Origin of the sequence: Amycolatopsis sp. (genome assembly GCF_025464955.1) — a bacterium.
Taxonomy (GTDB): Bacteria; Actinomycetota; Actinomycetes; order Mycobacteriales; family Pseudonocardiaceae; genus Amycolatopsis.
The window spans coordinates 1-26,760 of record NZ_JAODNM010000166.1 but is presented as its reverse complement, the minus strand read 5'-3'; the positions used below and the strand labels follow the sequence as shown (position 1 = coordinate 26,760).

30 protein-coding genes and 3 pseudogenes are annotated in these 26,760 nt (G+C 67.0%); 17 read left to right on the top strand and 16 right to left on the bottom strand.

The window, feature by feature from the left end; translation table 11 throughout:
* Positions 1-327: 327 nt before the first annotated feature.
* On the top strand, positions 328-591 hold the full coding sequence (locus tag JWQ81_RS41700; RefSeq protein WP_297550816.1) for a hypothetical protein: 264 nt from the start codon (positions 328-330) through the stop codon (positions 589-591).
* Between the two features lie 136 nt (positions 592-727).
* On the opposite strand, the gene JWQ81_RS41695 is transcribed toward JWQ81_RS41700, so the two are convergent.
* The 3 genes from JWQ81_RS41695 to JWQ81_RS41685 all read right to left on the bottom strand — a co-directional run bounded on the left by JWQ81_RS41695 (position 728) and on the right by JWQ81_RS41685 (position 2,218).
* Positions 728-922 carry a ferredoxin gene (locus tag JWQ81_RS41695; RefSeq protein ID WP_297550814.1) on the bottom strand — a complete coding sequence of 65 codons (195 nt, stop codon included), beginning with the start codon at positions 920-922 and terminating at the stop codon, positions 728-730.
* A 200-nt stretch (positions 923-1,122) separates the two neighbouring features.
* The gene (locus JWQ81_RS41690) at positions 1,123-1,437 is read right to left on the bottom strand and encodes a nitroreductase/quinone reductase family protein (RefSeq protein WP_297550818.1); all 315 of its coding nucleotides are present in this window, start codon (positions 1,435-1,437) and stop codon (positions 1,123-1,125) included.
* Positions 1,403-2,218: a helix-turn-helix domain-containing protein gene (locus tag JWQ81_RS41685; protein ID WP_297550812.1), complete on the bottom strand. Its 816-nt coding sequence runs from the start codon at positions 2,216-2,218 to the stop codon at positions 1,403-1,405. Before JWQ81_RS41685 ends, JWQ81_RS41690 begins: the two co-directional genes overlap by 35 nt.
* 103 nt (positions 2,219-2,321) lie before the next feature.
* Between JWQ81_RS41685 and JWQ81_RS41680 the strand changes: the two genes are divergently transcribed.
* The 8 genes and pseudogenes from JWQ81_RS41680 (at position 2,322) to JWQ81_RS41645 (ending at position 10,602) form a co-directional block, all read left to right on the top strand.
* Positions 2,322-3,125, top strand: a complete 804-nt coding sequence (locus JWQ81_RS41680) for a cupin domain-containing protein (RefSeq protein ID WP_297550810.1) — start codon at positions 2,322-2,324, stop codon at positions 3,123-3,125.
* A 53-nt stretch (positions 3,126-3,178) separates the two neighbouring features.
* Entirely contained in the window at positions 3,179-3,862 is a 684-nt protein-coding gene (locus tag JWQ81_RS41675) for an aldolase/citrate lyase family protein (RefSeq protein WP_297550808.1), read from the top strand.
* On the top strand, positions 3,862-5,103 hold the full coding sequence (locus JWQ81_RS41670) for a DUF3500 domain-containing protein (protein ID WP_297550806.1): 1,242 nt from the start codon (positions 3,862-3,864) through the stop codon (positions 5,101-5,103). The genes JWQ81_RS41675 and JWQ81_RS41670 overlap by 1 nt, the downstream gene beginning before the upstream one ends.
* Positions 5,103-5,975 carry an SDR family oxidoreductase gene (locus JWQ81_RS41665; RefSeq protein WP_297550804.1) on the top strand — a complete coding sequence of 291 codons (873 nt, stop codon included), beginning with the start codon at positions 5,103-5,105 and terminating at the stop codon, positions 5,973-5,975. The genes JWQ81_RS41670 and JWQ81_RS41665 overlap by 1 nt, the downstream gene beginning before the upstream one ends.
* A 29-nt stretch (positions 5,976-6,004) precedes the next feature.
* Entirely contained in the window at positions 6,005-7,204 is a 1,200-nt protein-coding gene (locus tag JWQ81_RS41660) for a cytochrome P450 (RefSeq protein WP_297550802.1), read from the top strand.
* A gap of 39 nt (positions 7,205-7,243) precedes the next feature.
* The gene (locus tag JWQ81_RS41655) at positions 7,244-8,410 is read left to right on the top strand and encodes an FAD-dependent monooxygenase (RefSeq protein ID WP_297550800.1); all 1,167 of its coding nucleotides are present in this window, start codon (positions 7,244-7,246) and stop codon (positions 8,408-8,410) included.
* Between the two features lie 94 nt (positions 8,411-8,504).
* A pseudogene (locus JWQ81_RS41650) lies at positions 8,505-9,128 on the top strand (chitinase); the annotation flags it as partial.
* Positions 9,129-9,888: 760 nt separating this feature from the next.
* Positions 9,889-10,602, top strand: coding sequence for a G1 family glutamic endopeptidase (locus tag JWQ81_RS41645; RefSeq protein ID WP_297550798.1), 714 nt, complete (start codon positions 9,889-9,891; stop codon positions 10,600-10,602).
* A 253-nt stretch (positions 10,603-10,855) separates the two neighbouring features.
* Here the strand turns inward: JWQ81_RS41645 and JWQ81_RS41640 are convergent, their stop codons facing one another.
* Both JWQ81_RS41640 and JWQ81_RS41635 read right to left on the bottom strand, forming a co-directional pair.
* Complete coding sequence (locus JWQ81_RS41640) at positions 10,856-11,032, bottom strand: hypothetical protein (RefSeq protein WP_297550796.1); 177 nt, start codon at positions 11,030-11,032, stop codon at positions 10,856-10,858.
* A 28-nt stretch (positions 11,033-11,060) separates the two neighbouring features.
* Entirely contained in the window at positions 11,061-11,573 is a 513-nt protein-coding gene (locus JWQ81_RS41635; RefSeq protein ID WP_297550794.1) for a helix-turn-helix domain-containing protein, read from the bottom strand.
* Between the two features lie 329 nt (positions 11,574-11,902).
* Here JWQ81_RS41635 and JWQ81_RS41630 point away from each other — a divergent pair, with 329 nt between their 5' ends.
* Genes JWQ81_RS41630 through JWQ81_RS41620 form a run of 3 tightly spaced genes read left to right on the top strand, consistent with a single transcriptional unit; the run spans position 11,903 to position 14,600 of the window.
* The gene (locus tag JWQ81_RS41630) at positions 11,903-13,108 is read left to right on the top strand and encodes an amidohydrolase family protein (RefSeq protein WP_297550792.1); all 1,206 of its coding nucleotides are present in this window, start codon (positions 11,903-11,905) and stop codon (positions 13,106-13,108) included.
* Positions 13,109-13,149: 41 nt separating this feature from the next.
* A complete protein-coding gene (locus JWQ81_RS41625; RefSeq protein WP_297550790.1) occupies positions 13,150-14,118 on the top strand; it encodes an amidohydrolase family protein in 969 nt (322 codons plus the stop codon).
* A 44-nt stretch (positions 14,119-14,162) separates the two neighbouring features.
* Positions 14,163-14,600: a MarR family transcriptional regulator gene (locus JWQ81_RS41620; RefSeq protein ID WP_297550788.1), complete on the top strand. Its 438-nt coding sequence runs from the start codon at positions 14,163-14,165 to the stop codon at positions 14,598-14,600.
* Positions 14,601-14,740: 140 nt separating this feature from the next.
* Here the strand turns inward: JWQ81_RS41620 and JWQ81_RS41615 are convergent, their stop codons facing one another.
* Both JWQ81_RS41615 and JWQ81_RS41610 read right to left on the bottom strand, forming a co-directional pair.
* Positions 14,741-14,869, bottom strand: coding sequence for a hypothetical protein (locus JWQ81_RS41615; RefSeq protein ID WP_297550786.1), 129 nt, complete (start codon positions 14,867-14,869; stop codon positions 14,741-14,743).
* Between the two features lie 66 nt (positions 14,870-14,935).
* Positions 14,936-15,934, bottom strand: coding sequence for an alpha/beta hydrolase (locus JWQ81_RS41610; RefSeq protein ID WP_297550784.1), 999 nt, complete (start codon positions 15,932-15,934; stop codon positions 14,936-14,938).
* 460 nt (positions 15,935-16,394) lie between these two features.
* On the opposite strand from JWQ81_RS41610, the gene JWQ81_RS45220 reads away from it, so the two are divergent.
* The 4 genes from JWQ81_RS45220 (at position 16,395) to JWQ81_RS41595 (ending at position 18,752) form a co-directional block, all read left to right on the top strand.
* Positions 16,395-16,565: a hypothetical protein gene (locus tag JWQ81_RS45220; RefSeq protein ID WP_366942385.1), complete on the top strand. Its 171-nt coding sequence runs from the start codon at positions 16,395-16,397 to the stop codon at positions 16,563-16,565.
* Between the two features lie 125 nt (positions 16,566-16,690).
* Positions 16,691-17,053 carry a nucleoside triphosphate pyrophosphohydrolase gene (locus tag JWQ81_RS41605; RefSeq protein WP_297550782.1) on the top strand — a complete coding sequence of 121 codons (363 nt, stop codon included), beginning with the start codon at positions 16,691-16,693 and terminating at the stop codon, positions 17,051-17,053.
* Between the two features lie 614 nt (positions 17,054-17,667).
* The gene (locus JWQ81_RS41600) at positions 17,668-18,246 is read left to right on the top strand and encodes a tyrosine-protein phosphatase (protein WP_297550781.1); all 579 of its coding nucleotides are present in this window, start codon (positions 17,668-17,670) and stop codon (positions 18,244-18,246) included.
* Positions 18,247-18,335: 89 nt separating this feature from the next.
* Positions 18,336-18,752: a hypothetical protein gene (locus JWQ81_RS41595; RefSeq protein WP_297550779.1), complete on the top strand. Its 417-nt coding sequence runs from the start codon at positions 18,336-18,338 to the stop codon at positions 18,750-18,752.
* Between the two features lie 106 nt (positions 18,753-18,858).
* On the opposite strand, the gene JWQ81_RS41590 is transcribed toward JWQ81_RS41595, so the two are convergent.
* Positions 18,859-19,005, bottom strand: a complete 147-nt coding sequence (locus tag JWQ81_RS41590) for a hypothetical protein (protein WP_297550777.1) — start codon at positions 19,003-19,005, stop codon at positions 18,859-18,861.
* A 478-nt stretch (positions 19,006-19,483) separates the two neighbouring features.
* Complete coding sequence (locus JWQ81_RS41585) at positions 19,484-20,584, bottom strand: glycoside hydrolase family 19 protein (protein ID WP_297550775.1); 1,101 nt, start codon at positions 20,582-20,584, stop codon at positions 19,484-19,486.
* Positions 20,585-21,281: 697 nt separating this feature from the next.
* Between JWQ81_RS41585 and JWQ81_RS41580 the strand changes: the two genes are divergently transcribed.
* Positions 21,282-21,512: a hypothetical protein gene (locus tag JWQ81_RS41580; protein WP_297550773.1), complete on the top strand. Its 231-nt coding sequence runs from the start codon at positions 21,282-21,284 to the stop codon at positions 21,510-21,512.
* Between the two features lie 227 nt (positions 21,513-21,739).
* Here the strand turns inward: JWQ81_RS41580 and JWQ81_RS41575 are convergent, their stop codons facing one another.
* The 7 genes and pseudogenes from JWQ81_RS41575 to JWQ81_RS41545 all read right to left on the bottom strand — a co-directional run.
* Entirely contained in the window at positions 21,740-22,609 is an 870-nt protein-coding gene (locus JWQ81_RS41575; RefSeq protein WP_297550771.1) for a GNAT family N-acetyltransferase, read from the bottom strand.
* 35 nt (positions 22,610-22,644) lie between these two features.
* Positions 22,645-23,766, bottom strand: coding sequence for an acyltransferase (locus tag JWQ81_RS41570; protein WP_297550770.1), 1,122 nt, complete (start codon positions 23,764-23,766; stop codon positions 22,645-22,647).
* A gap of 57 nt (positions 23,767-23,823) precedes the next feature.
* Positions 23,824-25,218 (bottom strand): ATP-binding protein, encoded by a 1,395-nt coding sequence (locus tag JWQ81_RS41565; protein ID WP_297550768.1) that lies wholly within the window; start codon positions 25,216-25,218, stop codon positions 23,824-23,826.
* Positions 25,211-25,888: a response regulator transcription factor gene (locus tag JWQ81_RS41560; protein ID WP_297550767.1), complete on the bottom strand. Its 678-nt coding sequence runs from the start codon at positions 25,886-25,888 to the stop codon at positions 25,211-25,213. Before JWQ81_RS41560 ends, JWQ81_RS41565 begins: the two co-directional genes overlap by 8 nt.
* Before the next feature lie 142 nt (positions 25,889-26,030).
* Positions 26,031-26,195: pseudogene (locus JWQ81_RS41555) on the bottom strand (UDP-N-acetylglucosamine--N-acetylmuramyl-(pentapeptide) pyrophosphoryl-undecaprenol N-acetylglucosamine transferase); the annotation flags it as partial.
* Positions 26,192-26,359 carry a hypothetical protein gene (locus JWQ81_RS41550; protein ID WP_297550765.1) on the bottom strand — a complete coding sequence of 56 codons (168 nt, stop codon included), beginning with the start codon at positions 26,357-26,359 and terminating at the stop codon, positions 26,192-26,194. The pseudogene JWQ81_RS41555 and the gene JWQ81_RS41550, both read right to left, overlap by 4 nt.
* 116 nt (positions 26,360-26,475) lie before the next feature.
* Positions 26,476-26,760: pseudogene (locus JWQ81_RS41545) on the bottom strand (Ig domain-containing protein); the annotation flags it as partial.

The following is a 26,760-nucleotide window of genomic DNA, read 5'->3' as shown; positions in this document are numbered from 1 at the left end:
GCCAGGGTGGAAGCGCGACGGGACCAGACGCTGGGCTCCGCGCCTGCGCTGTGGGCGCTGACCGTATTCGTGGCACTGACCGTTCCGGTGTTGATTTTCGCCTGACACGAGCGACAGGGAGCAGGGGAGAGACGGTCAGTACCGAATCGGCATCAGGATTTCGGTGTTCTTCGCCATCGAATTGCAGGTGGTCAACCGCGCCAGTGTGAAGATCCGCGTCACCATCAGGTAGATCAACTTTAACGCCACGAGTGGACATCATCGCAGCTCGCACAGGTAATCGGCACCCACCACTTCGGCAACAAGCGGGGCATCCACGTGGAGGCCATGCGGCAGATCGCCCGCCAGCTCGCCCAAGACTCGCCGCCGCCCGGCCCTGCCGCCACGCGGATCCGGCACCTCATCCGCGGCCACTTCACCTCGATCCAGCAGAACCTGGCCGCCTACCTCGGGCTGATGCTCAGCGCTGATCCCGACAGCCGCGCGATCATCGACTCCGCCAAACAGTTGGCCATCCACGCCGTCAGCGAGATTCTCGGCCTCGCGCCGACACGGCCCGCTTCCCGGCCGACGACATGGTCGAGTTGCTGATGGCCGGCCTAGCCGAGCTACTCCGCCAGGGCGGCCGTCTCGACGACACGGTCGACCTGGCCCCGGTGTTAGCTGCCTTGGCGCGGCCTGGGGACCTCGCTGCGGGTCCGGATCGCACGTGAACGGCCGGTGACGGTCATTGCCCGTCCACGGTGATCGCCTGGGACGGGCAGTGGCTGGCCGCGGTCAGGGCGTCGCCGCGTAGTGAATCGGGCGGGTTCTCGTGGATCAAGACGACGAGGGCCTCGTCGTCTTGATCGAACACGTCCGGCGCCGTGAACAGGCAGATGCCGGCTCCGATGCAGCGCTCCCGGCTCGTGGCGATCTTCATATCGGGGCTCGCCAGGTTGTGGCGGACACTGTGCCCGGCAACGAAACTAGCAGACGATGAGAGTCCATAGTGGATGGATACTGAAGGTCAACAGGGATAGGCGACCACCGCCGGATCTTCGATCTGCCCGAGCTGGCAAGGCTTCCATCAGGACCCCAGCCAGATGCCGGTGGGGCGCGCATGGTGGTTCCCGATTTACCTCAAGGCCTGGGGCTCCTTTGCAAGCCGGCCGCATCTGTGCTGCCGAAGGAGTGCAGGAACGGGCGCCCGCTGGATGCGAGAGGGGTCACGCTCACGGCGCAGCTGTCGTTGTGCTCCACGCGCATCACCGGCGTGTAACGCCGCTTGCCGCTCTTCGCGCCCCGCAAGGTCAGCAGCACGATTGACGAACCGAGGACGTCGCTGCCGTCCGTCGTGCCGGTCTCGAGGATCGTCTTCGTCTGATCGTGGACCCAGGTTGTCGGGCTGCGACGCGTTGAGCTAGGTCGTGTCGGTGCGAATGCGGGTCGACAGATCGGCGGCGGCCCGGGTCAGGGCCTTCCGCGCCAGCAGTCGATCCGGTCCCTGCATTGTGGTTTTGAACGCGAGCGTCGCGATGACGCCGACCAGTGTGTCGTCGACGAGAACGGGAACCGCCATCGTGGTCGTGCCGCCGTCCTCGGCAACATCGTGCCGCACGAACTGATCTCGGCGCGCGAGCTCAAGTTCGGGCTCAAGCTCGCGCAGACGCGGGTCCGAGGCGTGAGTGCGTCGCGCGTCCGCTGAGAACGCCAGGAAGATCCGCCCCTGCGCCGAGTCAAAGACTGGAAGGCAGGAGTACATCGGCATGGTGGCGATCACGACCATCCGCTGCACCGGGATACCCGTGCGGACCAGGACCGGGCAGTCGCCGTTCCATACCGACGCGACGGCGGTGTGGTTCGTCTCTTCCGACAGCCGCCGCAGAACGGGTTCGGTACGCCGGACGAAAGCACTGGCGAACTTCGCCGAATCATGGACCACCGCCGCGTAGTCCAGCGTCTTGACGCCGAGTGTGTACACCCCGCGGGCGGTCTCGTAGGCGAGAAGGTTGGTGGCCCGCAACGTGATCAGGTAGCGGTGGGCGGTCGCACGGGACATGTCCAGCCGTTCGGCGATGGTCCCGAGCGTCAGCTCCGGCTCCTGGGACGTGAACAGGTTCAGCACGGCGACCGCCTTCTGCACCGCTTGGATCGGCTGCACCCCGCCGGGGCGTTCGGCCACGATCTCGCCGTCCACCTGCAGGTCGCCATCGGCTGATTCGCTCACGTAGCCCATCTTGACACCTCGCGCGCCCAGCTTGACGGCTCGGTGCCGACGGGCTAGCTTGCGTATCACTCTGCGATACAAAATAGTATCGCAGAGTGATACGGAGGATGTCATGAAGTATGTGCGGCCAGTTGATTTCGACGCCGCCGAAATCACCGGGGACAAGGGCTACCAGGGCAAGATCCTTTACAGCGGCGAGACCTGCGTCCTGATCGCCAGCCAGGAGCCGGCCGGTGCGCGGGGGCCGGAGAACCACGTGCACCCGTCGGACCAGCTGTACTTCGTCACCCAGGGGGAAGTGACGATCAAGCTGGGCAAGGACGTGCACAAGGCGGCTGCCGACTCCGCGATCTTCATCCCCGCGGGTGTTCCGCACCACAACTGGAACGAGGGGAGCGAGACCGAAGTGCACCTGGAGGTCATCGCGCCCGGCAGCGTCGGAATCCAGCCGATGCTCACCTTCGCCGAGTCGGACGACGCGCACGGCCTTCCCTACGCCGTGCTCACGCCCTCCGGGGATCAGACGATGTCGCTCGAAGGTGGAATGACGGTCACACCGCTGGTCGGGCCCGGTCAAGACTCCACAAACGCGCTGATCTACATCGGCGGTCTGCCGGCGGGGGCGGCCGGTCCCAGCCTGCACACCCACAAGTTCGATCAGTTCTACCTGGTTCTCGAAGGACTGCTCGGCGTGCAGGTCGGCTTGAAGGAATTCACCGTCGGTCCGCAACACCTGGTCGTTCTGCCGGCCGGGGTTCCGCACCGGCAGTGGAACGCGGGCGCGGACGCCGAGCGGCACCTCACGATCATCGCGCCGCCGCCACCGGAGCTCACCGAGACCGACGCCGACGGCGAACCGTGGGACTTCTCCGTCGAGCTGCGCGCTGTCGAACACACGACGCGGGTCGCGCCATGACAAGTCTGGTACAGGCATGGTCAGAGGGCGCCACAACCTGCGGCGCGTGGACGATGGTGAATACTCCAGTGGTTGCCGAACGGCTCGCGCTTGTCGGACACGACTACGTCTGTCTCGACCAGCAACACGGGATCGTGGACGACGCCAATCTGGTCGCGAGCATCCTGGCCATCTCCGCTGGTGGCTCGGCGCCGCTCGTCCGCGTCGCCGCGAACGAACCGAGCCTGATCAGCAAGGCGCTCGACTGCGGCGCCGCGGGAGTGATCGTGCCGCTGGTCAACGATCGCCGCGACGCCGAGCGGGCCGTCCAGTCCTGCAACTACCCGCCGGACGGCGACCGGAGTATCGGGCCCATTCGGCAGGCACCAGGCCGGCCCGCGTGCATCGTGATGGCGGAAAGCAAGTCCGCCGTGAACAACATCGACGAAATCTGCGCCGTGCGCGGTGTCGACGCCGTCTACGTGGGCCCGGCCGACCTGGCGGCCAGCCTGGGTTGCGCGCCGTCCCTCGGCGTGACGCCGGGCGTCCACGCCGAGGCGGTCGCCGCCATCCTCGCCGGGTGTGCGCGACATGGAATTGTCACCGGGATCCATTGTGGCACAACAGAACAAGCGATCGAATGCGCCGGCATGGGATTCCAGATGATCACGATATCGACCGACGTGCAACTGCTCACCGAAGCGGCCACCCTTCGTTTCGACGAGGTGCGCGAAGGGCTGAAAGGACAGCACGTCTGATGGCCGAACACGAACAAGGTCGTTACCGGGGCTTCGGCCCCCGCCCAGCTGGATCGCTCCCGTTGAGCCACGGCCTGCTGGACATCTCGCCCTTCCCGTCAGCGGTCAAAGCACTGTTTCCGCAGGTGCCCGAGGCAGCACAGGAACCGTTCACCGGCATCACCACCGACGGACGCGTCGTGCCCGACCTGTTCGACCTCCGCGACACCGGCTGGGATCCCGAACCGGCGGCGAAAGCCGCGTTGTCCTTCCTGGACAGTCTCACCCCCGTGCAGCACAAGGCCGTCGTGTTCGAGATCGACGCGACCGAGTGGCGCATGTGGATCAACGCGTTCCCCACCTGGGAGCCGCACGGTCTGCGGCTGGAAGACATCGAGCCCGGACAACGCGATCGCGCGCTGGCCATCATGCGGGCGTGTCTGTCCGACCAAGGCTACGCCGACGCCCGAGCGGCGATGAAACTCAACGCCGCGCTGGGCGAGCTGATCGACCAGTACCGCGACACGTTGACCGAATACGGCTACTACTTCGCGCTGTTCGGCACTCCGTCGTCGACCGAGCCGTGGGGCTGGCAGCTGTGGGGGCACCACCTGGACGTGCACTGCTTCATTCTGGGCCGGCAGATGGTGCTCACCCCGACGTTCATGGGCGCGGAGCCCGTGGAGGCCGATCGCGGCACCTACAACGGAACACGGCTATTCGACGCGCAGCGGGAAGCGGGACTGGAACTGCGGCGCAGCCTGCGCCCCGCGCAAGCTCGCCTGGCCGTGGTGCACGAGTCGATTCGGGTCCAGGACCTGCCGCCCGAATTGGCGGATCTGGCCGACGGCCGGCACCGGGGCGGCGCCGGACAGGACAACCGAGTCATCCCCTACGAGGGACTGCGGGCGGCGAATATGTCCTCCGGGCAGCAGGAGATGCTGCTCGACCTGGTGCGCACCTACGCGCATCGGATGCCCGCCGGCCCCGCCGGTGCGGTGCTGGACCAAGTCCAGCAACACCTGGACGACACGCACATCTCGTGGATCGGTGGCGCCGGCCGCGATGACGCCTTCTACTACCGGGTCCACAGTCCCGTCGTCCTCATCGAGTACGACTGCCACCAAGGAGTCTTCCTGGACAACGATCAGCCCGAGCCGTTCCACGTGCACACCATCGTGCGGACACCCAACGGCGGTGACTACGGACGCGATCTGCTCCGCCGCCACCTCGCGCTCCACCACCGCCCAGGTCAGCGATGATGGACAGCAGCACCGGCCTGATGGCTGGCAAGACCGTGCTGGTGACCGGCGGCACCAGTGGTATCGGCAAGGCCACGGCCGCGGGCCTGGCCGCACTCGGGGCCAGGGTCGCCATCACGGGCCGCGACCGCGACCGCACCCGGGACGCGGCGGCCGGCATCGCCGTGGCGGTCGGCAATCCGGCGGTCGAACCGTTCGCCGCCGACATGTCCTCGCAGGCCGCGGTGCGACAGCTCGCTCAGGAGATCCTGGACGCCTACCCGCGCCTGGATGTACTGGTCAACAATGCCGGCGGGTTCTGGGCCACCCGCCGGATGACCCCCGACGGGCTGGAGCACACCTTCGCGGTCAACCACCTCGCCGGTTTCCTGCTCACCAACTTGCTCCTCGACCGGCTCAAGGCCGGCGCCCCGGCCCGGATCGTGACGGTCGCGTCCGCCGCACACGGCAGTGGACGGATTGACTTCGACGATCTGCGGGACGAGCACGGCTACTCGGCGCAACGGGCCTACGCCGAGTCGAAACTGGCCAACGTCATGTTCACCTATGAACTGGCACGCCGGCTGCACGGCACCGGTGTCAGCGCCACCACTCTGCATCCGGGCGGGGTCCGCACCGGAATCGGCGCTGATGACCCCGGTCTGCTGTTCAAGGTCGCCTTCTCCCTGGCTCGGCCATTGCTGAAGACGCCGCAGCAGGGTGCGGCAACCTCGATCTACCTGGCGTCCTCACCCGCCGTTGAAGGCATCACCGGCAAGTACTTCGTCAACAGCAAGCCGAAAGCCTCGAGCAAGACTTCCTATGACGAGGCCGCCGCGGCACACCTGTGGCAGATCAGTGCCGACCTCGTGGGGCTCACTGCCGGCGCGTAGCAACCCAACTAATACACCAGGAACAGACCATGACAGATCCGCAGAATCCTGCCCTGCTGGTGACCAGCCGCCGCGCGCAAGGCTGTCCCTTCGAGCCTGCATCCGAACTGACCGCGCTGCGCGAGCAGGGCGACCTACCGACCGTCTCCGGCGAGCATCCGTTCCTCGGGCACTTCGACGTCCGCGCCGTCACCCGCTACGCCGACGTCCGCGCCATGTCCACGCACGGGCACCTCTCTGCCGGCGCGAACGTCGACCCCGACGGACCGCGCACCCTGTTCAACCAGCCCGGCTTCCTGCTCAGCTACGACGGGCCCGAACACACACGGCTACGGCGGATGCTGACCGGCGCCTTCACCGTCCGCCGGCTGCAGCAGATGCGGCCGTGGATCGAGCAGATCGTGTCCGCGCAGCTCGACGCGATGCAGGAGGCCGGTCCCGTGGCCGACCTCGTTCAGGCGTACGCCCTGCCCATCCCCTCCCTCGTGATCTGCGAGCTGCTCGGCGTCCCGTACACCGACCGCGCCGACTTCCAGCACCGCAGCGCGGTTCTGCTCGACTCCACCCGCACGGCGGAGGAACAGATCGCCAACTACGCCGGGATGCACGCCTACATGGGCGAACTCGTCACCCGGCTGCGCGCCGAGCCTGGCGACAGCCTGCTCGGTGAGGTGGTCGGCAAACACGGTGACGACGTCACCGACGAGGAGTTGATCGGCTTCGGCAACCTGCTGCTGATCGCCGGGCACGAGACTACGTCCAACATGATCGCGCTGGGCACCCTGGTCCTGGTGCAGAACCCCGAGCAGCTCGCCGCCGTCCGCGACGACGACGAGGTGACGACCCCCGCGGTCGAGGAACTACTGCGCTACCTGTCCATCGTCAGCCAGATCGGCCGGCACGCGACAACAGACCTGGACGTCACCGGCCACGCGATCGCGGCCGGTGAACGACTGACGCTGTCGATCCTGGCCGCCAACCAGGACCCCGAGTTGGTCGGCCGGGACGCCGGACTCGACGTGCACCGCAAGCCAGTTCCCCACCTCGCCTTCGGCTTCGGACCCCATCAGTGCCTCGGCCAGCAACTGGCCCGCATCGAACTGAAAGTCGCGCTGCCCGCGCTGCTGCGTCGCTTCCCGACACTGCGGCTTGCCTTGCCGTTCGAGCAGATCGACTTTCGTGTCCTCTCGCCGGTCTACGGCCTCATGTCCCTGCCTCTGACCTGGTGATCCGAGTAGTTCAGAAGCTCAACCAACGAAAGGTTTGCCGTGACGGAAATCGCGATCATCGGGGGTGGCCCCGGCGGGCTGATGGCCGCCATCGCACTGGCCCGCAGGGGCGTCCGCACAACAGTGTTCGAACGTGAGGACCACCCCGAGCGCATGCCACGCTTCAACCCCGATCGCTCGTACCCGATCGACATCACCGGACACGGCCTCAAAGCGGTCAGGCACATCGACGCGCTCACGCACTTCGACGCCCACCTGACCGCGTTTCACGGGATAAGCGGCCGGGCCTGGTTGTCCGACCCGTGGTTGGAGCCCGGTTGGATCGGCTCGCGCGGAGACATCACGCGGGCGCTGATGTCGGTCGTCGAGGACCGGCATCACGACATGATCGACTTCGTGTTCCACAGCGAGGTTCGCACCGTCGACGTACTCGCGGGCGAGGTGGCCGGACAGAGCTTCGACCTCGTCATCGGCGCCGACGGGGCGGGCTCCGCCGTCCGTGCGGCCATGCGGGACCAGGTCGCGGGGTTCACCGTCGAGACGTCCTCCGTCCCCAACTACGGGCTCCTGCTGGAACTCGACCAGGTCGGCGAGAAGCTGGACAAACACTGCCCGAACGGGCTCGCGGTCAACCCGCCCACCCTCGCCGCGGTGATTCGCGACGAGGACAAGCCGGACGGCGTGCGCTGGTTGTCTGTGATCGGACTGGGCAAGCCGATCACCTTCACTTCTCCTGTCCAGGCCACCACGTGGTTGCGCAAGCACTGCCCGCGTGTGCTGGATCTGACTAGTGAGCAGGCGATCAGCGAGTTCTCCCGGCGGGAGTATGTCCACCTGGGACAGCGCGCGACCTGCTCCCAACTCTACGGCGGCCGGGCGGTGCTGCTCGGCGACGCAGCCGCCGCGTTCCCGCCGGCCGGCCAGGGCGGCAACGCGGCACTGGAATCGGCGATGGTGCTCGACCAGTGTCTGGCCGCTGGTCCCCCTGAGACCGTCGGTGCCCGCTACAACTCGGCGTGGAAGCCCGAAGCTGACGCGGTCTCCTGGATTGGCGCACAGGTTCGCTACCAGGACGTCAGGATGATTCTTCGCATGACCCTCGCCCGTGCCGTCGGCGTCGACATCGGACGCCTGTCCAAGAGCTCCACTCGCTCCTACTCCGACGTGCGGCGCGCCGCACGACGACTTGGGCCGATCTGGGCGTAGGCGGCGTCAGCGGATTTGAGGTCAGCGTCGTCTCATACCGGCGGTGACAGCCGCGGGAATGATCACCGCGGTGTCGACCGCGGCCCACGCCGCGCCGGCCTCGTTCGTGGTCAGCGAAGACTAATTCAACCAGATTTTCCCCAACCGGAACGGCTTCTACACCTACGACGGCCTGCTCAACGCCATGAATTCCTACCCGGGCTTCGCTACCACCGGCAGCGACACCACACAGCGGCAGGAGGCGGCCGCGTTCCTGGCCAACGTCAGCCATGAAACCGGTGGCCTCGTGTACATCGACGAGCAGAACACCGCCAACTACCCGACCTACTGCGACTGGAGCCAGCCCTACGGGTGTCCGGCCGGACAGTCGGCCTACTACGGTCGAGGTCCGCTCCAGTTGAGCTGGAACTTCAACTACAAGGCGGCCGGTGACGCGCTGGGCATCGACCTGCTCGACAACCCGTGGCAGGTCGAGCAGGACCCGGCGGTCGCGTGGCAGACCGGGCTCTGGTACTGGTTCACCGGGACCGGCGCCGGTGGCACCACCGCGCACGACGCGATGGTCAACAGCGCTGGCTTCGGTGCGACGATCCGGGCCATCAACGGCGGTCTGGAGTGCAACGGCAACAACCCCGACGAGATGCAGGACCGGATCAACCTCTACACGCAGTTCGTCGGCATCTTGGGCGTCGACCCGGGCGGCAACCTGTCCTGCTGACCGTTCCGACCAGCCCGCGCCGCAGGGCTCGAGGCAGTGGCGGGCACCGAGCCGGCGTACTGGGAAATGGTCGGCGCGCGACAGTTCGGGGTGGCAGGCAACCCCGAACTGTCAGGTGTATGCGGCAGGCTGGATTTGAGGGCAGCTCAAGCGGATCATGTTCCACGACAGCCCCAGCGGCTCGACCTTGAGTCCACCGTCCACAACGGACGCACCGTCGATCGCGCGGACGCGGAGGGAAGTGACCCTGGTGCGCCCGCGTCGTCGTGGGACTCCGGGGCTCGCGACCCTCCACGGGCCTATGCCCCGTTCAGGTGTCGATGATGAGATTTTCCAGCGCCGTGGCGGTTTCCGCTTCGCTGGCCACGGTGTACCGGCCCGTCACGTCGATGTTCGCGTGGCCGAGGATCTCGCGATCGTCGACAGGACCCGGCCGGGGCGCAGAACGTGCTGAAGGTGCTCGGCGAGACCTCGAGCAACGTCAAGCCGCGCAAGGACAAGATCGACCTGTCGAAGACGTACACCACCCAGTTCGTCGACGCCGCGAAGTCACAGCTCGGCTGAGGACCAGACCACTTCAGGGGACCCTTTGCGTTGTGCGCGAAAGGTCCCCTGAGTCCGTTCGTGGGTGAATCTCTCCCAGTATCTGAAGACCCACCGAAAGTAGCTACCCGAAAGAGTGGCTGCATCCAAGACTGAGTACCCAGTGCACCGCCGCGCTTCTCCACGTCCCCGTTCGGTGAATGGATTGGATTCCGACATGAAATCTGTCTTCGGCTCCCGTGCAGCCCGTGTCGCCGCCCTGACCGCAGTCGCGCTCTCCACCGTCGCCGCGGGCTCCGCGGCCGCGCAGGAGCCGGCCGGTTTCGGGCCGCAAACCACGTACGGGCACAACTTCTCCGGCGGAAACTGGGGCGGTTACGCGAGCTTCGGCAGCTGGACCACGGCCACGGCCAGCTGGACCGAACCGTCGGTGACCTGCAACTCCTCGAACGACCTGGTCGCCCCCTGGGTCGGCATCGACGGTGACGGCTCGTCGACCGTCGAGCAGACCGGTGTCGCCACCGACTGCTCCAGCGGGAGCCCGGTGTACCAGGGCTGGTACGAGATGTACCCCGCCGCGCCGGTGTACTACAGCGACGCGGTCAGCGCCGGCGACCAGTTCACCGGCACGATCACCCGCACCGGGGACTCCTACCAGCTCGACCTTACCGACAACACCCAGGGCTGGACCGAGACGACCACGCAGTCGTTGACCGCCAACCACTCCTCGGCCGAGGCGATCATTGAGTCGCCGACCGACTCGTACCCGAGCACCCCGGGCGGCTACACGTTCAGCGGCGTCAAGTTCGACGGCAAGACCCTCGCGTCGACCAACCCCTCGGCCCTCGACGCCGACGACGCCGGCAGCGGCACCTGGTCACCCAGCGCCATCGGTTCCGATGGCGGCAGCTTCACCATGACCCGCCACTAGGTCCAATCGCGTTCCCTCAGGGCCGCTTGGGTTCATGGGGTGCATCACCCTCTGTGGAGTGGAGTTGTGATGACTGGTCGTCCGGGTTGGCCTCGTCGGTGTCATCTGGCGTTCTGGGCCGCTGCCCGTGCCCGCTCCCTCGGCGTCGGAAGCACTGCATCGCCGCGAGCGCCTCGAGCTGTCGCTACCCGGGCGGGGCGAGTTGGCAAGGCGGCTCCACGCCATATCGAGGGGCACGCCGCGCGGTGTGGGGTTATTCCGCCGCGGGGAATGGGTAGAGCTCGTCGGGGATCCACACTTGCCCCGGCCGCGCACTGGAGATGGAGTGGGCGACTTCCGGTGCGAGGAACCCCGACGGGTCGCCGGTGGCTGCGGCCGGGTCGTTGAGGTCGCAGAGCTCCGCGACGACAGGGAACTGCTTGGTGAGCAAGCGGGTGTAGTCGCGCTGCCGTTCCCGTTCACGCGCTCGTTCGGCTTCGGCTTCGCGTTCGCGGCGGCGCTCGAGTTCCTTCTCGAACTTCCCTCACGGTGGGTGGTGCGACCTTGATGCCGAGGGTGGCCAGTTCGCCGTGGAGGCGCCGGTAGCCCCAGTTGGGGTTCTCCCGTGTCAGGCGCAGAACTAGGGCTCGGATTTTGTGGTGGGTCGGCGGGCGTCCTGGTCGGCGGGGCCGCGATCGGCGCGCCCAGGACCGGCGCAGCAGGTCCCGGTGCCAGCGCAGTAGCGTGCGCGGAGTGACGATCAGCCGGAGCTGGGATATCTGGCGGCGGGGGAGCAGGCTGGCCAGCAGAGCCAGCCACGCCCGGTCGGCCCAGGTCGGTTTCCGTGCCAGGCGCGGGTCTCGACGTTGTGCGACCGCGAGCTGATGCCGCAAGATCAGGATTTCGGTGTTCTTCGCCATCGAATTGCAGGTCGTCAACCGCGCCAGTGTGAAGATCCGCGTCACCATCAGGTAGATCAACTTTAACGCCACGAGTGGACATCATCGCAGCTCGCACAGGTAATCGGCACCCTCAGGTGTATATCCACAGCGGAGTGAGCGTGAGCAGTGATCCGATAGCGATGGGTGCGCCCCACCGTGATGGGTGTCGGCCGGATTCGGCCAGCTGAACACGCCATATTCTGCTCTGCGCCGTGATCGTGACCGGACTCACCGGAACGACGTCAGTGGTCTTCTTGTTTTGGCGTGTCTGCGGTTCGGTTTCGGGATCGGCATGGTCAACGAGGCGGGCATCACCGCGGCGGGGCGTGCTAACGTGCAACTACCAACCAGTATATACGAGCTAGCGCATGGAGGAAGTTATGGGCAAGTGGTTGCTGGCTAATGTTCGGGTCTTCGACGGGAGCCTGCTGACGGATCCGACCGATGTCACTGTCGAGGGCGGAGTCATCAGCAGCGTCGGTGGCGGGCGCCCCGGAGACGCAGATGTCGTCGACGGGGCCGGCGCGACACTACTGCCAGGATTGATCGACGCCCACACCCACGCCGACGAACCGGGCTTGCGGCAGGCACTGACGTTTGGCGTCACCACCGAGCTCGACCTGGCCTCCATGCCCGACACCATGATCCCGCTCCGCAATAGCGTCGCGACCTCGTTCGACCTCGCCGACGTGCGCAGCGCGTCGTTCGGACTCACCACCCCCGACGGTCACCCCCACCAACTCCGTCAAGAGATGAACGACCCCGTCTGGCCGACGGCAACTCACCCCGATCAGGTGCAGGACTTCGTCGACGGCCGCATCGCCGAGGGCGCTGACTACATCAAGATCCTCATCGAGGACGGACACACCCTGGGTGCATCCCTGCCCACCCTCACACCCGACGTCGTCGACGCGGCCGTGCGCGCTGGCCACGAACGCGGGAAGTTGGTGCTCGCACACGCTCTGACCTTCGCCGCCACACAGATAGCCTTGGACGCCGGAGCCGACGGCCTCACCCACCTGTTCGTGGACCAGCCGCATACCGACGAGCTGATCGCCCGCATCGCCGACTCGGGAATGTTCGTCATCCCGACGCTGAGCACATTGGCGTCGATCACCGGCCAGCGCAACGGGGCGGACCTCGCGAATGATGTCCGAGTCCGTCCCAAGCTGTCACCGGAATGGTTCGACAACCTGTCGCGGAGCTGGGGCTTCCAGCAACCACACGAATTCCAGTACGCCTTGGATACGGTAACCGCGCTACACGTCGCAGGAGTCGACGTGCTCGCCGGCACCGACGCAGCCCACCTGGGCGGGTACGGGATGGCGCATGGTGCGAGCCTGCACGACGAAATGCGCCTCTTAATCCTTGCCGGTTTCAGCCCGGCAGAGGCCCTCAATGCGGCGACGTCGGTGCCCGCCGCTCGGTTCGGCCTGCACGAGCGGGGCACAATCCGGCCCGGTGCCCGCGCCGACCTCATCCTCGTCGACGGCGACCCGACCGAGACGATCAGCCACACGCTGTCGCTCCTTGGGGTCTGGCGGGAAGGCGTCCGCCTGGACCCGGCCGCCGTCAACCCCACCTAGACAAAACCGGCAACACTCGTAACGCAAGGAGCCGCACCACCATGGCCGACCACAGCGACTTCGCCGACGGTCTCGTCGACGTACACGCTCATTTCACGACCGACCGCTACATCGCGGCCGCCAAAGCTGCTGGACACATCGAACCGGACGGGATGCCCGAGGACTACTGGCCGCGGTGGAACGCCGGGGAGCACCTCGACCTCATGGACCGTACCGGTGTTGCGGCCGCGATGCTGTCGATCTCCTCGCCCGGTGTGCACTTCGGCGACGACAGCGCCGCTCGCGCGCTTGCCAGCCAGGTCAACGATGCCGGCGCGGAAATCGTGCGCGCCCACCCCGGCCGGTTCGGCCTGTTCGCCAGCCTGCCGGTCCCCGACACCGACGGCGCTCTCGCCGAGACCGCTCGCGCCTTCGACGAACTCGGTGCCGCAGGCGCGGTCTTGATGGCAAACAGCCGTGGCGCCTATCTCGGTGACGACCGGCTGGCACCGGTCCTTGCCGAACTCAACCGCCGCCACGCCGTCCTGTTCCTGCACCCCACCTCAACAGCAGGGCATGAGGGCTTCGACTGTGGCCGCCCGCAATGGACGACCGAGTTCCTATTCGACACCGCACGTACCGTCGTCGACTTCATCCTCTCCGGCGCCGCCGAACGCTACCCCGACCTGCGGGTGATCGTCCCACACATGGGCGGTGTCCTGCCCCTGCTCGCAGACCGGGTCGAACTGTTCCGGTCAGTCAGCGGCGTCGACGCAGGCGGCCCGATCGTGATCGAACGCCTCCGGTACCTCTACTACGACCTCGCGGGCGCGTCGAACGCAACGCAGTTGACTGCGCTCCGTTCCATTGCGTCAGCTGACCACCTGCTCTACGGCAGCGACTACGCCTGGAGCCGCCCCGAGGTCGTCCAGAACGCACTCGCGACGCTTGACGCTCTCGTGCCCGGCGACGAGGAGGGGACATGGCGGGAGTCGACCACCCGCAACGCCCGTGCGCTCCTAGCCACCTGACGTCCGAGCGTGCCGCAGGCCGGCACGTAGTCGACAATCGCTTCATGACACCCGAGCGCACCGGCCTCAACGTCGACATCGCGATCTTCCTGCGGCGCGCTCAGCTCCGGAAGCAGCTAGCTTGCGAAGCCGAACTGTCCACGATCGAGCTGACGCTGCCGCAATGGGGAATCCTGCACGCGGCGGACACCCATCCCGACTCCTCGACCCATGCGCTGGCCCTGGTGACCGGTCAGTCCGACCAGTCTGCTGGGTCGGTTGTCGCAGGCCTGGAGAAACGCGGTCTTCTTGACCGCTTCTCCCGAGGCGGCCGAGCCATCCTGCACCGGCTCACCGCTGAGGGGGATCGCATCGTCGAGCAGGCGGACTGCATCATCGACGAGGTCATGCAACGCGAACTCAGCGACCTATCTGACAACGAACTGAAGACCCTGCGCCGATTACTCCGCCGCATCGTCGACCCACCGAAAAAGACCCCCTGAACAGGGACCGATCTTGGCGGTCGGCGACCCGATCTCGATCAAGCGTCCACCAGAGCAACGCCCGCAAGCGGATCATCCACGTAGCAGCCGAGTTCGGCCGGGAGGATCCCTGGCTTGCCGCCACGTGTCAATGTAAGGGCTCAGGACATCCAGAGGGGTTCGAAGCGGCGGTGGCGTCCGACGGCGTCGGGGACGTTGCGGGCGACGTTGCGGGTGATGCGCTCTTCGCGGACGGCGTGTTGCAGGACCGCGGCGAGGACGGCGTGCACGTACTGGATGGTGCGCAGGGACAGGCGCCTGCCGCAGCATCAGTCGCCAAGTACGCCGTCTGCTTTTCAGCTGGCGGCGAGAAGGCGCTCCAGCCAGTTGCGGCGTGCCGCGACGGCGGCCTTGCTGATCTGTGTCTCGGGGTCGTCCCGGTCAAAGGCGTGGATTGCACCGGGCCACACATGCAGCTCGGCCTTACCGCCGGCCTGCCAGATCCGGTCGGCGTAGGCGAGGACCTCGTCGCGCAGGCACTCGGCGGAGCCGACATCGAGGAACGCGGGCGGCAGGCCGGTCAGGTCGGTGGCGCGTGCGGGCGCGGCGTACTGCGGCACGTCCGCTCCGCCCTGGACGTCGCCGAGCAGCGAGCTCCAGCCGAACCCGTTGTGGCTGCGGTTCCAGAATTCGATGCCATCCATCTGGATGGCCGAGGCGCTGTCGTTGCGGTCGTCGAGCATGGGGGCCATCAGCAGCTGGCCGAGCAAGCGGGGACCGCCCTTGTCGCGCACGGTCAGGGCGAGCGCGGCGCTGAGGCCGCCGCCCGCGCTGTAGCCCGTGACGACGATGCGCTCCGGGTCGATGCCGAGCTCATCCGCGTGGTCGGCGACCCACAGCAGACCAGCGTAGGCGTCGTCGATCTGGGCGGGGTAGGGGTGCTCGGGCGCAAGCCGGTAGCCGATCGAGATCAGCGTGGCCCCGAACCGCTCGGCCGTCTCGAGTTGCTGGTCGAGCCCGATGCGGTGATCGTTGCAGTAAAAGCCGCCGCCGTGCATGAAGTAGAGCACCGGCCGCGATGCGGGCGTGCTGGCAGGCGTGCAGACCAGCAGCGGGATATCGGGGGCGCCGTCCAGGCCGGGCGCCGCGGGTTGGGAGACGGTGAAGCGGCCGCCACCGCTGAGGTCCTCGATCGCCGCCACCTCAGCGTCGACCGCCGCGCGGATCTCCGACAGCTTCTCGAGGCTCATCACCAACTCCGGTTCCTCTGCCTTGTAGGCGTCATAACCGAGCTGGAGTTCTGCATCGAGTGGAACGGACGCGGCGAGCACGGTCCTCCCGGGTTTAAGCTCCATGCGCGCACGCTAGCGCCCCCTGCTCCCTTCGCGTCATGCGATTTTTAATACCTCGCCGGGTCGTGCTGCGGGCCAGGCAGATCAGCCGCCCGGGTCGGGCGCGTGGCTGATCGATCTCGGCCAGTTCCTCAGCCGTCGGCGGTCAGATTCCGGGGACGGCGTCAGCGCGGATCCGGTCGGGGGACATCACGCCGGCGATCACCGAGCCGCAGGCGGGACGGGTGGCCAGAGCCGCCAGGGCGATCTCCAGGACGCTGCGGCCGCGCTGCTCGCCCTGAGGGCGCCGAGCTGGTCAGGCCAGACCCGCCGACGCCGAAAGCCGCGCGGTCCAGCACGCCTGGTCCAAGCAGGACTCGACCTCGCCGCCTAATTAGCCACATCAGGCCCGCGAAAACCGTGAAAGCCAAGGGAGACCAAGACGTGCAAGAACCGACTCCATCTCGACGTCAGGACTGATGGCCTGCGCGGCACGCCGATCGACAGGCGCCGGTCTCGTGTCGATGCCGAAGTTGTCCGGCTGCTCGAGCTTGGCGCGACACATGTTCGGACGGTCGAGGACGACACAGACTACTTCGCGTGGATGCAGGACCCGAAGGAAACGAGTTCTGCATCTGCTAGCACGCCGCCCTGACGGCAATCTTGAGACATGCTCACGTCAGCATCCGCACCCTACCCAGAACATTTCAGTCCAGGGCAGCCCCGCGGAGTGGTCAACACTGCGACAACTGAGGCATCTTTGACCTGTCGATGGAGGTAATGCGTATGTTTCGTGGATCGACGGAGTTGTATCAGAAGCTGGTTCGCGACCGTATCCCGCAGTTGATCTATGCCGCAGGCGACGTCCCGACCTGGAGCCGGCTCACCGACGACGACGCCTACGTGGCAGCGCTCTGCGACAAGGTCATCGAGGAGGTTGGCGAGTTGCGGGCAGCGTCGACGGCAGAGCACGCTGAAGAGCTCGCGGACCTGCTGGAGGTGGTGCAGGCTCTCGCCTGTGCGCTGGGGGTGGCGATGTCCGATGTCCAGCCAGTTGCGGCGCACAAGCGAGCCGAGCGTGGCGGATTCGGCGGTCGAGTGTGGCTGGAGCAGCAGGTCGCGCTTGGCGATCGTGAGCCGTAACGCCTCAGCCCGGCGGCGGCGCCCCCAGGCCACCACAGCGGCCACCACCATGCCGGGTACGACCATCCTGTCGCCTGCCGCGCTGAAGCGCGGCAGGCGACACTTTCAACGAGCTGACGCGCATTGGCACGTCCGGGGCTTCTGTGACTTTTCGGGAGCGTCACGACCCGCCAGCATTCCTGTCACGTAACGAAAACTCAAGGGAAGCTAGCAAATACAAGCTGATCCGGCATGGCTGGCGCCGGTCGCCCCCCAGCTCGCGCCAGCAACATCGACAACCGGACACGGAAACTCAATCCAACGTCGCGAACATGCCCGGGACGTGAAACCTCAGGTCAGGAGCCTGATGTTGTCGATCTTGGTCGGAAAAGTTGAGCGCAGGTGAAATGGCAGCGGACGCTGAGCACGAAGTTGGTGCGGCTCGGGACGATCCACACGGCAGGCTGATCGGGGTGCCAACCCAGGGTGGGGGTGACGCGTCTTGTGACTGTGACCGGTGGCAGAGAGCTTTCTTGGGATGGGTGTGTAAATGTTCGTGACCTGGGCGGGCTGGGGCAGATCAGACCGCGTGCGGTGGTCCGGATGGTGGCGCCGACGCGCTTGAGCGAGGACGGGTGGGCGGCGCGGCCTGGGCCTACGGGGTCCGCATCGTGATCGATCTGCGCGATCCCGACGAGCGCGAGCCGGAGCACGCGTCGAGACCCGCGGGAATCACGACCGTGCAGACTCCACTGGATCCGGTCGGCACCCCGTTCTACGAGCAGTGGACAAAGATCGACAACTTGTCCTCACCGCTGTATTACCCGGCGATGCTCATCGAACATCCCGAGCCAGTGGTCACCGCCGTGCGGGCGATCGCCAACGCCGCACCGGGGTGCGTGGTGTTCCACTGTGCTGGCGGCAAGGACCGAACCGGGCTGCTGGCCCTGGTGTTGCTCGCGCTGGCCGGGGCGGCGCCGGAGGAGATCATCGCCGACTATCTGCTGACCTACGACCGGATGAAGCAGCGGTATGACGAACTCGGTTTCCGTGATCAACTCACCGGAGTGACCGAGCTCCTCGCAGCCCGCAACACCACTATCGACGCATCGCTGACCTCGACGATCACATTATTGACGATGCCTGACTTCCTCCTCGACAACGGTCTGTCCGATACCGAACTCGCCGCCCTGCACACCCGATTGACCATCTGAAGAGCAGGTCCGTCGGCGAGAACCCTTCGGTGCCGGCTACCGGCGGGACCGGCTACGCGGCACCGTGTCGCGCCGGTCAGGTATCAGCCATGTCACTCCCGCGCAGGTCGCCGCTATGGCCAACAATCGCGCTCATCTGGGGCAACTGGGGTTCTCATTCAGGCGCACTCCGCGACGGCGTCAACGAGGGCCGGGCCGACATCGACCGGTTTCGCGATGTTGTTGCCCGCCAGCAGGTACCGCGCTGCGACGACGACCGCATCGTACTGGCCATCGACGTCAGTAACTGGCTGCACGCGCTGTTCCACTCCGAAGCAGGGGAAACCGTCGGCGGCGTCCCCACCGGCGGCGGTGAGTCACTCCGGCACCGTCGCGGTGCCGCCTGGCCCACGCCTCTCGATCGTGAGGACTCCGACCACATCAACGCGATCAACGAGGTCCTCGACTTCAGTTTCGCCAACCGCGCCCGTAGGCAAGCCCAACTCACCCACGACCGACTTCTGTAGCAGGCTCTTCGCTCGGGCGGGTTGACTCCCATACCACAAAGGTGCAGTTCATCCAGGACAGCCCTATCGGGCCAATCACCCGCTCTGCGGTCATGGCCAGATCGCGTCAGGGACGGGGCAGGTAGGAGGAGATATCAGCCAATGCGTCGAGGATCGGCGTGCTCAGGTGTCCGGTTTCGGTTTCGGCGATCGCCATCGTGGTCTTCTCCGGTCGGGAGTGGTAGTGGTGGCCGCTGAACGCCAGATGCGCCACACCCAGCAGCGCTGACCCAGAGGGCGGACGTCTCCGCTGCCTTGGATTCGTTCCACGCGCTCGAACGCGTCAGCGTCGCTGCGTGTGCGGAATCCGACCCACACCACAGAGATGATCGCGAGGACATCTCGCGCAGTGGTGCGCTGGGTGCGATACTCGCCGCTGAGACGCGGCAGTGGGTCGGCGTCTTCGACGACATGCGCAACACCCCGCACGACGCGTCACGGCGATCGCGCTGCTCGAACCCGACCTGTTCAAGTTCACCCCGCCGGGCCGGGTGCGCATCGACACGAACTTTGACCGGGCGGGCTCCAGCACGTTCACGCCTGATCCGACGGGCACCGTGCTCATCGCCACGGCCGTGGACGTGCCGGCGGTCCACAGTTCGGATCCTCGGCAACATCTTCCGGGCCGGCACCGAGCCGGCGCACGTCCGGTGAGCAGGGCCCGAGGCGCCACGGCGCCTCGGGCCGCTTGCTCAGCAGTACAGGTTGTTGCCCGCCGGAACGCCGAGAACTCCGACAATGTGGTTGTAGTTGTTGACCCGATCCTGCATCCCGCCGGTGCCCTTGCCGTCGCACTCCAGGCCGCCGTTGATGGCCCGGATGGTCGCGCCGAACCCGTTGCCGTTCACCATCGCGTTGTGCGAGGTGACGTTGCCGGCGCCGGTCCCGGTGAACCAGTACCAGAGGCCCGTCTTCCAGGCGATCGCCGAGTCCTGCTCGACCAGCCACGGGTTGTCCAGCAGGTCGGTGCCCATGTAGTCGCCGGCGGCCTTGTAGTTGAAGTTCCAGCTGAGCTGGAGCGGGCCGCGACCGTAGTACGAGTACGTGCCGGCCGGGCAGCCGTACGATTGACTCGTGTCGCAGTAGTTGCCCGACTTGTCGATCTCGGTGACGTAGACCAGGTTTCCGGTCTCGTGGGCCACGTTGGCCAGGAACGCGGCAGCCTCCTGCTTCTTCACCGTGTCGCTGCCGGTATTGGCGAACGCGGGGAACGCGCCCATCGCCGAGACCAGTCCACTGTAGGTGTAGAAGCCGTTCCGGTTGGGGAACAACGAATTGAACTGCGACTCGCTGACGACAAAGCCGCCGCCTCCCCCGCCACCACCTGAGCCGGGGGCATTCCACTTCTGATTGCCGCCGCCACTGCAGTCCCAGATCTGCAGCCGGGTGCCGTTCGCCGAGCTGTTCCCGGTGGCGTCAAGGCACTTGTTGGCCTGGACGTTGACGATGTCGTGGGCCGCGGTGACCGTCCAGTTCTGCGCGCCGGTCCCGTTGCAGTCCCACAGTTCGACGACGGTGCCGTTCGCGCTGCCCGCGCCGGACACATCCAGGCACTTGCCCAGGACCTGGATCTGGCCATTGCCGACCACGTTCCACTGCTGGGCCCCGGTGCCGTTGCAGTCGTAGAGCTGCACCGCGGTTCCGTTGGCGCTGTTCGCCCCCGCGACGTCCACGCACTTTCCGGCGATGCCCGTGATGGCCCCGGTGGCCGCCGCTGCCGGGAGGGCTGGCAGAGTGACCGTGGCGACGACGGCGGCCGTACCGACGAGCAAAGCTGCGATTCTTCGTAACATGGTTCTCCTTGAGGCAGGGCTGGGGACCAGAAAGCTCAGGCAGGGATCTGACACCGGCCGCGGCACGGGGCGCGATCGGCTAGAGGTGTTGCTGTGCGGGTTCTCTCGACCATCCGGACAGGTGTTCGACCACGAGTATGACTGGTCTAGACCAGGTCAGCAATAGGTCAACGGCGATCCCGAGGGGGACCCATTAACCGCCGACGAGGTCGAACTGCTCCCACATGCTGGCGGAGGTGCGGTTGTCGATGAGCGGGTTCGCGAGAGCGGGACGAGGCGCTTCGTGCGAATCGACCCCCGATCGACCGGAATGAAGTTTCCGAGTTCCGCATGTCCTTGATCATGGAGGGACCGGAAAACGTATCCGAGGACGTCCGTGGCAGGCTGCTTCGACGGTTGGCGGCGCTGAACTCAGCCCCTACTGACGAGGACCTGTGGCGGGAGCTGGCGGAGGTCCTGAAGTCGCTGGATGACCCGGAGTTCACACGCGGGAGTCTGCGAGACAAGCTTCGTGCCCGCAGGGAACGCATTGCGTTGTGGTTGACACGTTCCGGTAGCGGCGTCGACGCGGTATCGGGGCTGCCGTGGTCGGAGATCGCCAGGTATCGGGTTGTGGAGGATCCTGACTTTGGACCGGTTCCCCAGTATGTCGGCTCGGCGCGCCAGTTGGCCATTCGCGATGCTTCGGAGCACGAGCATGCTCGTGGACAGAGCTGATCGCATGTTCGCGGATCTCACGGCGGAGATGGACCAGCATTGCCTGATCTGGCTTCCAGACCTGCTACGTGCCGCCGCAGCAGAAGACGATGAACTGCTTCCGGTGTTGGACGACCAGGTCGAGGTCTGGAAGAACCCGCGGATGCAACATGTGCTGATGCGTGAGAATTCTCGAGGTTGGCCGGTTGCTTTCGAGGGTGACGAGGCGTAGCGGTCGCCGCGCGGTCTACACGTCGCTGCCGCGACTCGTCGACACCCGCCATTTCATAGCAGGACAGGACAATGAAGGAGGTGTGCCAGGCTGTTTGGTCGGTGCTATTGCCGGTGTCAACGCCATGGGGTAGGGCGATCCTTACCTGCTGGTCGGATCGGCTCCAAAGTTGGTTGCGGGATGATCGGGATATGGATTCATGCATGAACGCCGGGCCGCGGTGACTCTTACCACGCGCCACCAGCGCCGAGACCACCGGCAGCATGGGATTTGACATGACCATAGGCTGAATAGGGGACGAAAACGATGTCACCCATTCGCGACGCCGTGGTGCACATTCCCGACGGGCTGCATCCGAGAAGGGGTTTGGCTTGGATCGGCAGACTCGTCGAGCGAAGACGATTGAGCGCATTCCTGGAAGCGGTCGGGGTATAGACGGGATCCACCCGGATCTGACCGGCGATCAACGGGGTAGTTCCCGCGATGGACACGGGCGTGCCGTCCGGGGTCTCCCAGAACGTGAACCGTTTGTGGGCGTATCGCCTGGCCCAGGACTCGACGTCGGCGAAGGGGGCCTGCCCGACAGCTTGGGCGAACCCGTTGCACCAGAGGCGGAGTTGTTCGCGGTCGTGCTCGCCCGCGACGCGCGGCCGGCCCTCGGGGGACGGCTGCGGTGGGATGAGCGTGCCGAGGCGGTACAGGCGGAGCCGATGAAGCAGCGTTGGCGTTGCGCCTGTGTGCCGCTGCCAAGCCTCGGCGAAAGCGGTAGCGGTCTGGTGATCCGCGCTGACGCCGGGTAGGGGATGGCCGAGGCCGGCCAAATGGGCGGCGAGGGCATCGGCCTGTCCGGGGGTGAGGGAGGTGAGGATCAGGCGGCGGGGCGGTACGCGATAGAAGACGGCGCAGACCTGGCCGCCCGTCTCCAGCCGGCCGAATACGGGCGGTTCGGCAGCGTGCGTGTCCGTCCCGCCGGCTCGCAGCGTCTCGGTCGCCGTCAGCGGCATGGTGTGCAGCGCCGGGCGCGAACGAAGGAAGCCTCCGGCCCGGGCAAGAAGGTCGTCGACATCTTCGGTGAGGTGCCAATTGTCCGGGCGCATGCCTCATGATCCCGCGTCGCGGTACTTCCCGGTGGTCACGAGCTGGACGAAGTCCCGCTGCTGAGCCGTCCCGGTATCCGTGCCGCGAGGCGGCGGCCGAAGGCGATCGCCGGGGTTTCGACCCAGCGGTACAGCACGCAGGCGAAGCCGAGCGCGACGGCCGCGGTGGCGGTCGCCTTGAAAAATCCTGACGGTGCCACGAGTCCGGTCACCGCGGCCGCCATGATCTGGCACAGGTAGAGCGCGTAGGACCGATCGCCGATGAAGGTCAGCGGGCGGCTGGTGAGCACCCGCTGCACCGGCCCCGGCGCGAGCGTCGCGACCAGCAGGATCGCGGACGCCGTCGCGTAGATCGGGATGAAGTGCCAGTTGCCGCCCACCAGGTCCCGCAGCGGGCCGACGGACAGCTGGAACACGACGAACCCGAGCGCGATCGGGACGGCGACGGCCGCGCTGGTCAGCGGGCGCAGGAGGGCGAACCCCCGTGGGTGGTGCAGGAGCAGGGCGAGCAGGCAGCCGATGGTCAGCGAGCCGTAGTGCACGGAAAGGGTCGCCCAGACCGCATCCGGGGTCAGCGGGAGCGCCACGAAGACTATCGCCAGGATCACGCCGGCGCAGATACCCGTCCGCAGCAGGTTCTTCCCGAACTTCGCCAACGCGGTGAGCGCGAGCAGCGCCGGCCACAGGAGGTAGAACTTCTCCTCCACCCCGAGGGTCCACGACATGCCGTACGGCGTGTTGTAGTCGACCAGCTCGTTGCCGAAGATGAGGTACAGCGGCATCGCGTCGTCCAGCCTGCTGCTCTGGTACGTCCCGCCGATCAAGACGGACACCGCCGTCAGCGCGAGCACGGTGAAGTACACCGGCATGATCCGGAACACACGACGCACCCAGAACGCGCGCAACGAGATCCGTCCGTCGCGTTCCTCCTCGCGCAGGCTGAGGGTGGTGATCAGGAAGCCCGACAGCACGAAGAACAGCTGCACGGCGATCCAGCCCTGCAGCGGCTCCAGCGCGGGCCCGCCGTAGTGGAAGAAGACCACGGCCACCGCGGCGAGCGCGCGCAGGCCGGTGAGCGCGGGGAACCGGTGGGTGGCGAGGTACTCGCGGTGGCTGAGCGGGGTCCACCAGGACCGGTGGACGGCGGTGAGCGACATGCCGCGCAGCTTCGGGTTTCGACGCTGAACGGAAGCTTAAGACAGCTGAAGACGTCTTCAGCTTTCCGCGCGGGGGAGCCGGACAACGAAGTGGGCGTCGTCGCCCACGGTGACGCTGCCGCCGTGAGCCCGCGCGATCTCGGCCACGATGGCGAGGCCGAGCCCGGAGCCGCCCTCGTCACGGTCACGGCCGTCGTCGAGCCGTACGAAGCGGTCGAAGACCCGCTGCCGGTCTTCCACTGGGATACCCGGGCCGTCGTCATAGACGGTCACCACGCATTCGGTGTCCGTTGTGGATACTGCAATGTGGACATCGGTGATGGCATGACGCTCGGCGTTGTCGACGAGGTTGCGGACCATCCGGATGAGCCTGGCGCGGCTCCCCGGCACCATCGCGGCCTCGGCGTCATCGGCGATGTCGGAGGTGATCACCACACCGTCGCGAGCCTCCCGGCCGGCGAGACAAGCGCTGACGACGTCCGCCAGCGGCACCGGGACGAACTGCCCGGACGTCGCCTTTTCCAGCTTGCTGAGCAGCAGGAGGTCGGCGACCAGATCCTGCATGCGCGTGACGTCGAGGACGGCGTTTTCGCACGCCGGCCGCCACGCGATGTGGTCCGGGTGGGCCAGCAGCACCTCCAGCTGCGTCCGGAGCGAGGTGAGCGGGGTGCGCAGCTCGTGGGAGGCGTCCGCGGTGAACTGGCTCTGCCGGGTCACCGCGGTGTCCAGCCTGGTCAGCATCGTGTTCATGGTCTCGGCGAGCTTGCCGATCTCGTCCTGGCCGGTGGGGACCGGCACCCGGCGGCCGAGTTCGTGCGCGCTGATCTCGGCGACCTCCGAACGGATCGCCTCGACCGGGCGCAAGGACCGGCGCACGGCGAACCAGGCGATCGCGCCGATCAGCAGCGCCACGAGCGGCACCGCGACCAGCAGGCCCGTGCGTGCCGTGTCGACCGCGTCCTGCCCGCCGGGGTCGACCGCCGCGGCGCCGCGCACGATGTAGCGGTTGTCGTCGCTGACCTGTGTCTCGACATACAGCGTGAGGGTGTCGTCGCCGGCGACCGCGGGGCCGAACGTGTCGGCACAGCGGACGGTGTTCTCGGCCTGCATTTGGATTTCGTACGGCTGCAACGTGACCACGTTGGCCGGTCGCGGCGGCTTCAACGTGGCGTCGAACAGCACCGGGCAGCTCGCCAGGATGTGGCCCTGCTGGTCGGTCACCTCGAACAGCTGGCCGCTCGTCAGCCGGTCGAGGTCGGTGGCCGGGGTGCCGGTGCGCAGCATCTGGACGATCGTCCTGGTCCGTTCCCCGGCGACCTCCTGCGCGGCCTGCTCGAGCCGCCCCTGAAGCTGCGTCACCAACCACACGGAGAGCGCGCCGAGCGCGATCGCGGAGGCCAGCGCCGCCACCAGCGCGACCCGGAACCGCGTCGAATGCCAAAGCCTAAACACCGGGCGCCACCAGGAGATACCCGCCGCCGCGGACGGTTCTGATCGTCTCGGTGCCGAACGGGGTGTCGATCTTGCGGCGCAACGCGCTGACGTGGACCTCGACGACGTTCACCGTGGCGGTGGCGGCGAAGTCCCACAGGTTCCGCAGCAGTTCGTCCTTGCCGACGAGCTGGCCCGGCCGCCGCATCAGGAAGGCGAGCAGAGCGAACTCCTTGGCGGTCAAGGAGATCTCGGTTTCACCGCGGCGGCAACGGTGGCTCGCCTCGTCGAGTTCGAGGTCGCCGAGCCGGAGCGGACCGCCGTGTGCCGAGCCGCCGCGTCGGATCAGCGCACGCAGCCGGGACAGCAGTATCTGGTAGGAGAACGGCTTGGGCAGGAAGTCGTCGGCCCCGGTGTCGAGGGCCTCGATCTCGTCGTCTTCGCCGTCCTTGGCGGTGAGCATCAGGATCGGGGTGGCGTTGCCGCTCGCGCGAAGCCGCTGGCAGACGCGGTAGCCGTTGAGGCCGGGCAGCATGATGTCGAGGATTATGGCCGCATAGGGGTGCTCGCCGGCGAGCCACAGCGCGTCCCGCCCGTTGTGGGCGACGTCCACGGCATAGCCCTCGGCCGTGAGCCCGGCCCGCAAGGACTCGGCCAGCCGCCGTTCGTCCTCGACCACAAGTACCCGCACCCGGGAACGATCTCACACCGCCCCCCGTGATCGCGGATCGTTCACCCGACCCGTGCTCACGTCCGGGCCTGCCCTCAGGGCCACTCTGAGGGCGTGCCGCGCCCCCAGGGTGGCCCTGAGTGCGCGGCATCGGCGCCGACGGGTAGCCGCGGGCCGGAATGAGCGTCGTGTCCAGGCCGCGGAGGGTGCCGAGCGCGGTGATCTCGGCCGCGGGCTCCAGCTGGCGCAGCGCGTCGGCGAAGTTCATCATGGGCTCGATGTGCCCGGCCGAATGGCCGCCGGCGACAACGACGCGCGGTGCCGTCACACCTGCTCCCGTCGCCCGGCGATCGTGCCGGCGCGGGACTCACCACGGTCGTTGTCGTCGAGATCGCGGAGGAACCGCGAGGACCTTCCTGTCTGGTCGAGGTAACCGCGGCGTCGGTAGAACTCGTGTGCGGCTTGGCGATGGTCTGCGCTGGTGACCTCCATGCGTACGCAGCCGCGACTTGCAGACGCGGACCGCGACAAGGCCGAGCAGGTCGCCGTCAGCATCGGCCACAGAGGCCGCGCTGGAAGGATCGCCAGCCCAGATCTGGATTCGGGTTGCTCGTCGGGGTACCGGAGATGGTGCCGGTGGAGGCGTTGATCGACAGACCGGCCGGTAGGCCGGTCTGTCGATTCAGCTGTACGGCGCGATGCCTCCGCTGGGCGGGAGCGGCAGGTTCACCGCGGCACCGACCGGGGTGGACTAGTTGCCCGGGCCGGCCACGGTGACGGTGCCGGTCGCGCTGCAGGTCGGGTCGCCGGCTTGGGCGGGCACGCTGATCGCGTCCCAGGCGGCCTTGACTGTGTTGAACTGCGTGCAGCTGCCGGGGAAGAGGTTCTTCGCC

Excerpts from the sequence above, each read along its gene's own strand:
- JWQ81_RS41700 (WP_297550816.1), top strand. The coding sequence starts at position 328 with ATGCGGCAGATCGCCCGCCAGCTCGCCCAAGACTCGCCGCCGCCCGGC.
- JWQ81_RS41695 (WP_297550814.1), bottom strand. The coding sequence starts at position 922 with ATGAAGATCGCCACGAGCCGGGAGCGCTGCATCGGAGCCGGCATCTGC.
- JWQ81_RS41685 (WP_297550812.1), bottom strand. The coding sequence starts at position 2,218 with ATGGGCTACGTGAGCGAATCAGCCGATGGCGACCTGCAGGTGGACGGC.
- JWQ81_RS41680 (WP_297550810.1), top strand. The coding sequence starts at position 2,322 with ATGAAGTATGTGCGGCCAGTTGATTTCGACGCCGCCGAAATCACCGGG.
- JWQ81_RS41675 (WP_297550808.1), top strand. The coding sequence starts at position 3,179 with ATGGTGAATACTCCAGTGGTTGCCGAACGGCTCGCGCTTGTCGGACAC.
- JWQ81_RS41670 (WP_297550806.1), top strand. The coding sequence starts at position 3,862 with ATGGCCGAACACGAACAAGGTCGTTACCGGGGCTTCGGCCCCCGCCCA.
- JWQ81_RS41665 (WP_297550804.1), top strand. The coding sequence starts at position 5,103 with ATGGACAGCAGCACCGGCCTGATGGCTGGCAAGACCGTGCTGGTGACC.
- JWQ81_RS41660 (WP_297550802.1), top strand. The coding sequence starts at position 6,005 with ATGACAGATCCGCAGAATCCTGCCCTGCTGGTGACCAGCCGCCGCGCG.
- JWQ81_RS41645 (WP_297550798.1), top strand. The coding sequence starts at position 9,889 with ATGAAATCTGTCTTCGGCTCCCGTGCAGCCCGTGTCGCCGCCCTGACC.
- JWQ81_RS41630 (WP_297550792.1), top strand. The coding sequence starts at position 11,903 with ATGGGCAAGTGGTTGCTGGCTAATGTTCGGGTCTTCGACGGGAGCCTG.
- JWQ81_RS41625 (WP_297550790.1), top strand. The coding sequence starts at position 13,150 with ATGGCCGACCACAGCGACTTCGCCGACGGTCTCGTCGACGTACACGCT.
- JWQ81_RS41620 (WP_297550788.1), top strand. The coding sequence starts at position 14,163 with ATGACACCCGAGCGCACCGGCCTCAACGTCGACATCGCGATCTTCCTG.
- JWQ81_RS41610 (WP_297550784.1), bottom strand. The coding sequence starts at position 15,934 with ATGGAGCTTAAACCCGGGAGGACCGTGCTCGCCGCGTCCGTTCCACTC.
- JWQ81_RS41605 (WP_297550782.1), top strand. The coding sequence starts at position 16,691 with ATGCGTATGTTTCGTGGATCGACGGAGTTGTATCAGAAGCTGGTTCGC.
- JWQ81_RS41595 (WP_297550779.1), top strand. The coding sequence starts at position 18,336 with ATGTCACTCCCGCGCAGGTCGCCGCTATGGCCAACAATCGCGCTCATC.
- JWQ81_RS41585 (WP_297550775.1), bottom strand. The coding sequence starts at position 20,584 with ATGTTACGAAGAATCGCAGCTTTGCTCGTCGGTACGGCCGCCGTCGTC.
- JWQ81_RS41580 (WP_297550773.1), top strand. The coding sequence starts at position 21,282 with ATGCTCGTGGACAGAGCTGATCGCATGTTCGCGGATCTCACGGCGGAG.
- JWQ81_RS41575 (WP_297550771.1), bottom strand. The coding sequence starts at position 22,609 with ATGCGCCCGGACAATTGGCACCTCACCGAAGATGTCGACGACCTTCTT.
- JWQ81_RS41570 (WP_297550770.1), bottom strand. The coding sequence starts at position 23,766 with ATGTCGCTCACCGCCGTCCACCGGTCCTGGTGGACCCCGCTCAGCCAC.
- JWQ81_RS41550 (WP_297550765.1), bottom strand. The coding sequence starts at position 26,359 with ATGGAGGTCACCAGCGCAGACCATCGCCAAGCCGCACACGAGTTCTAC.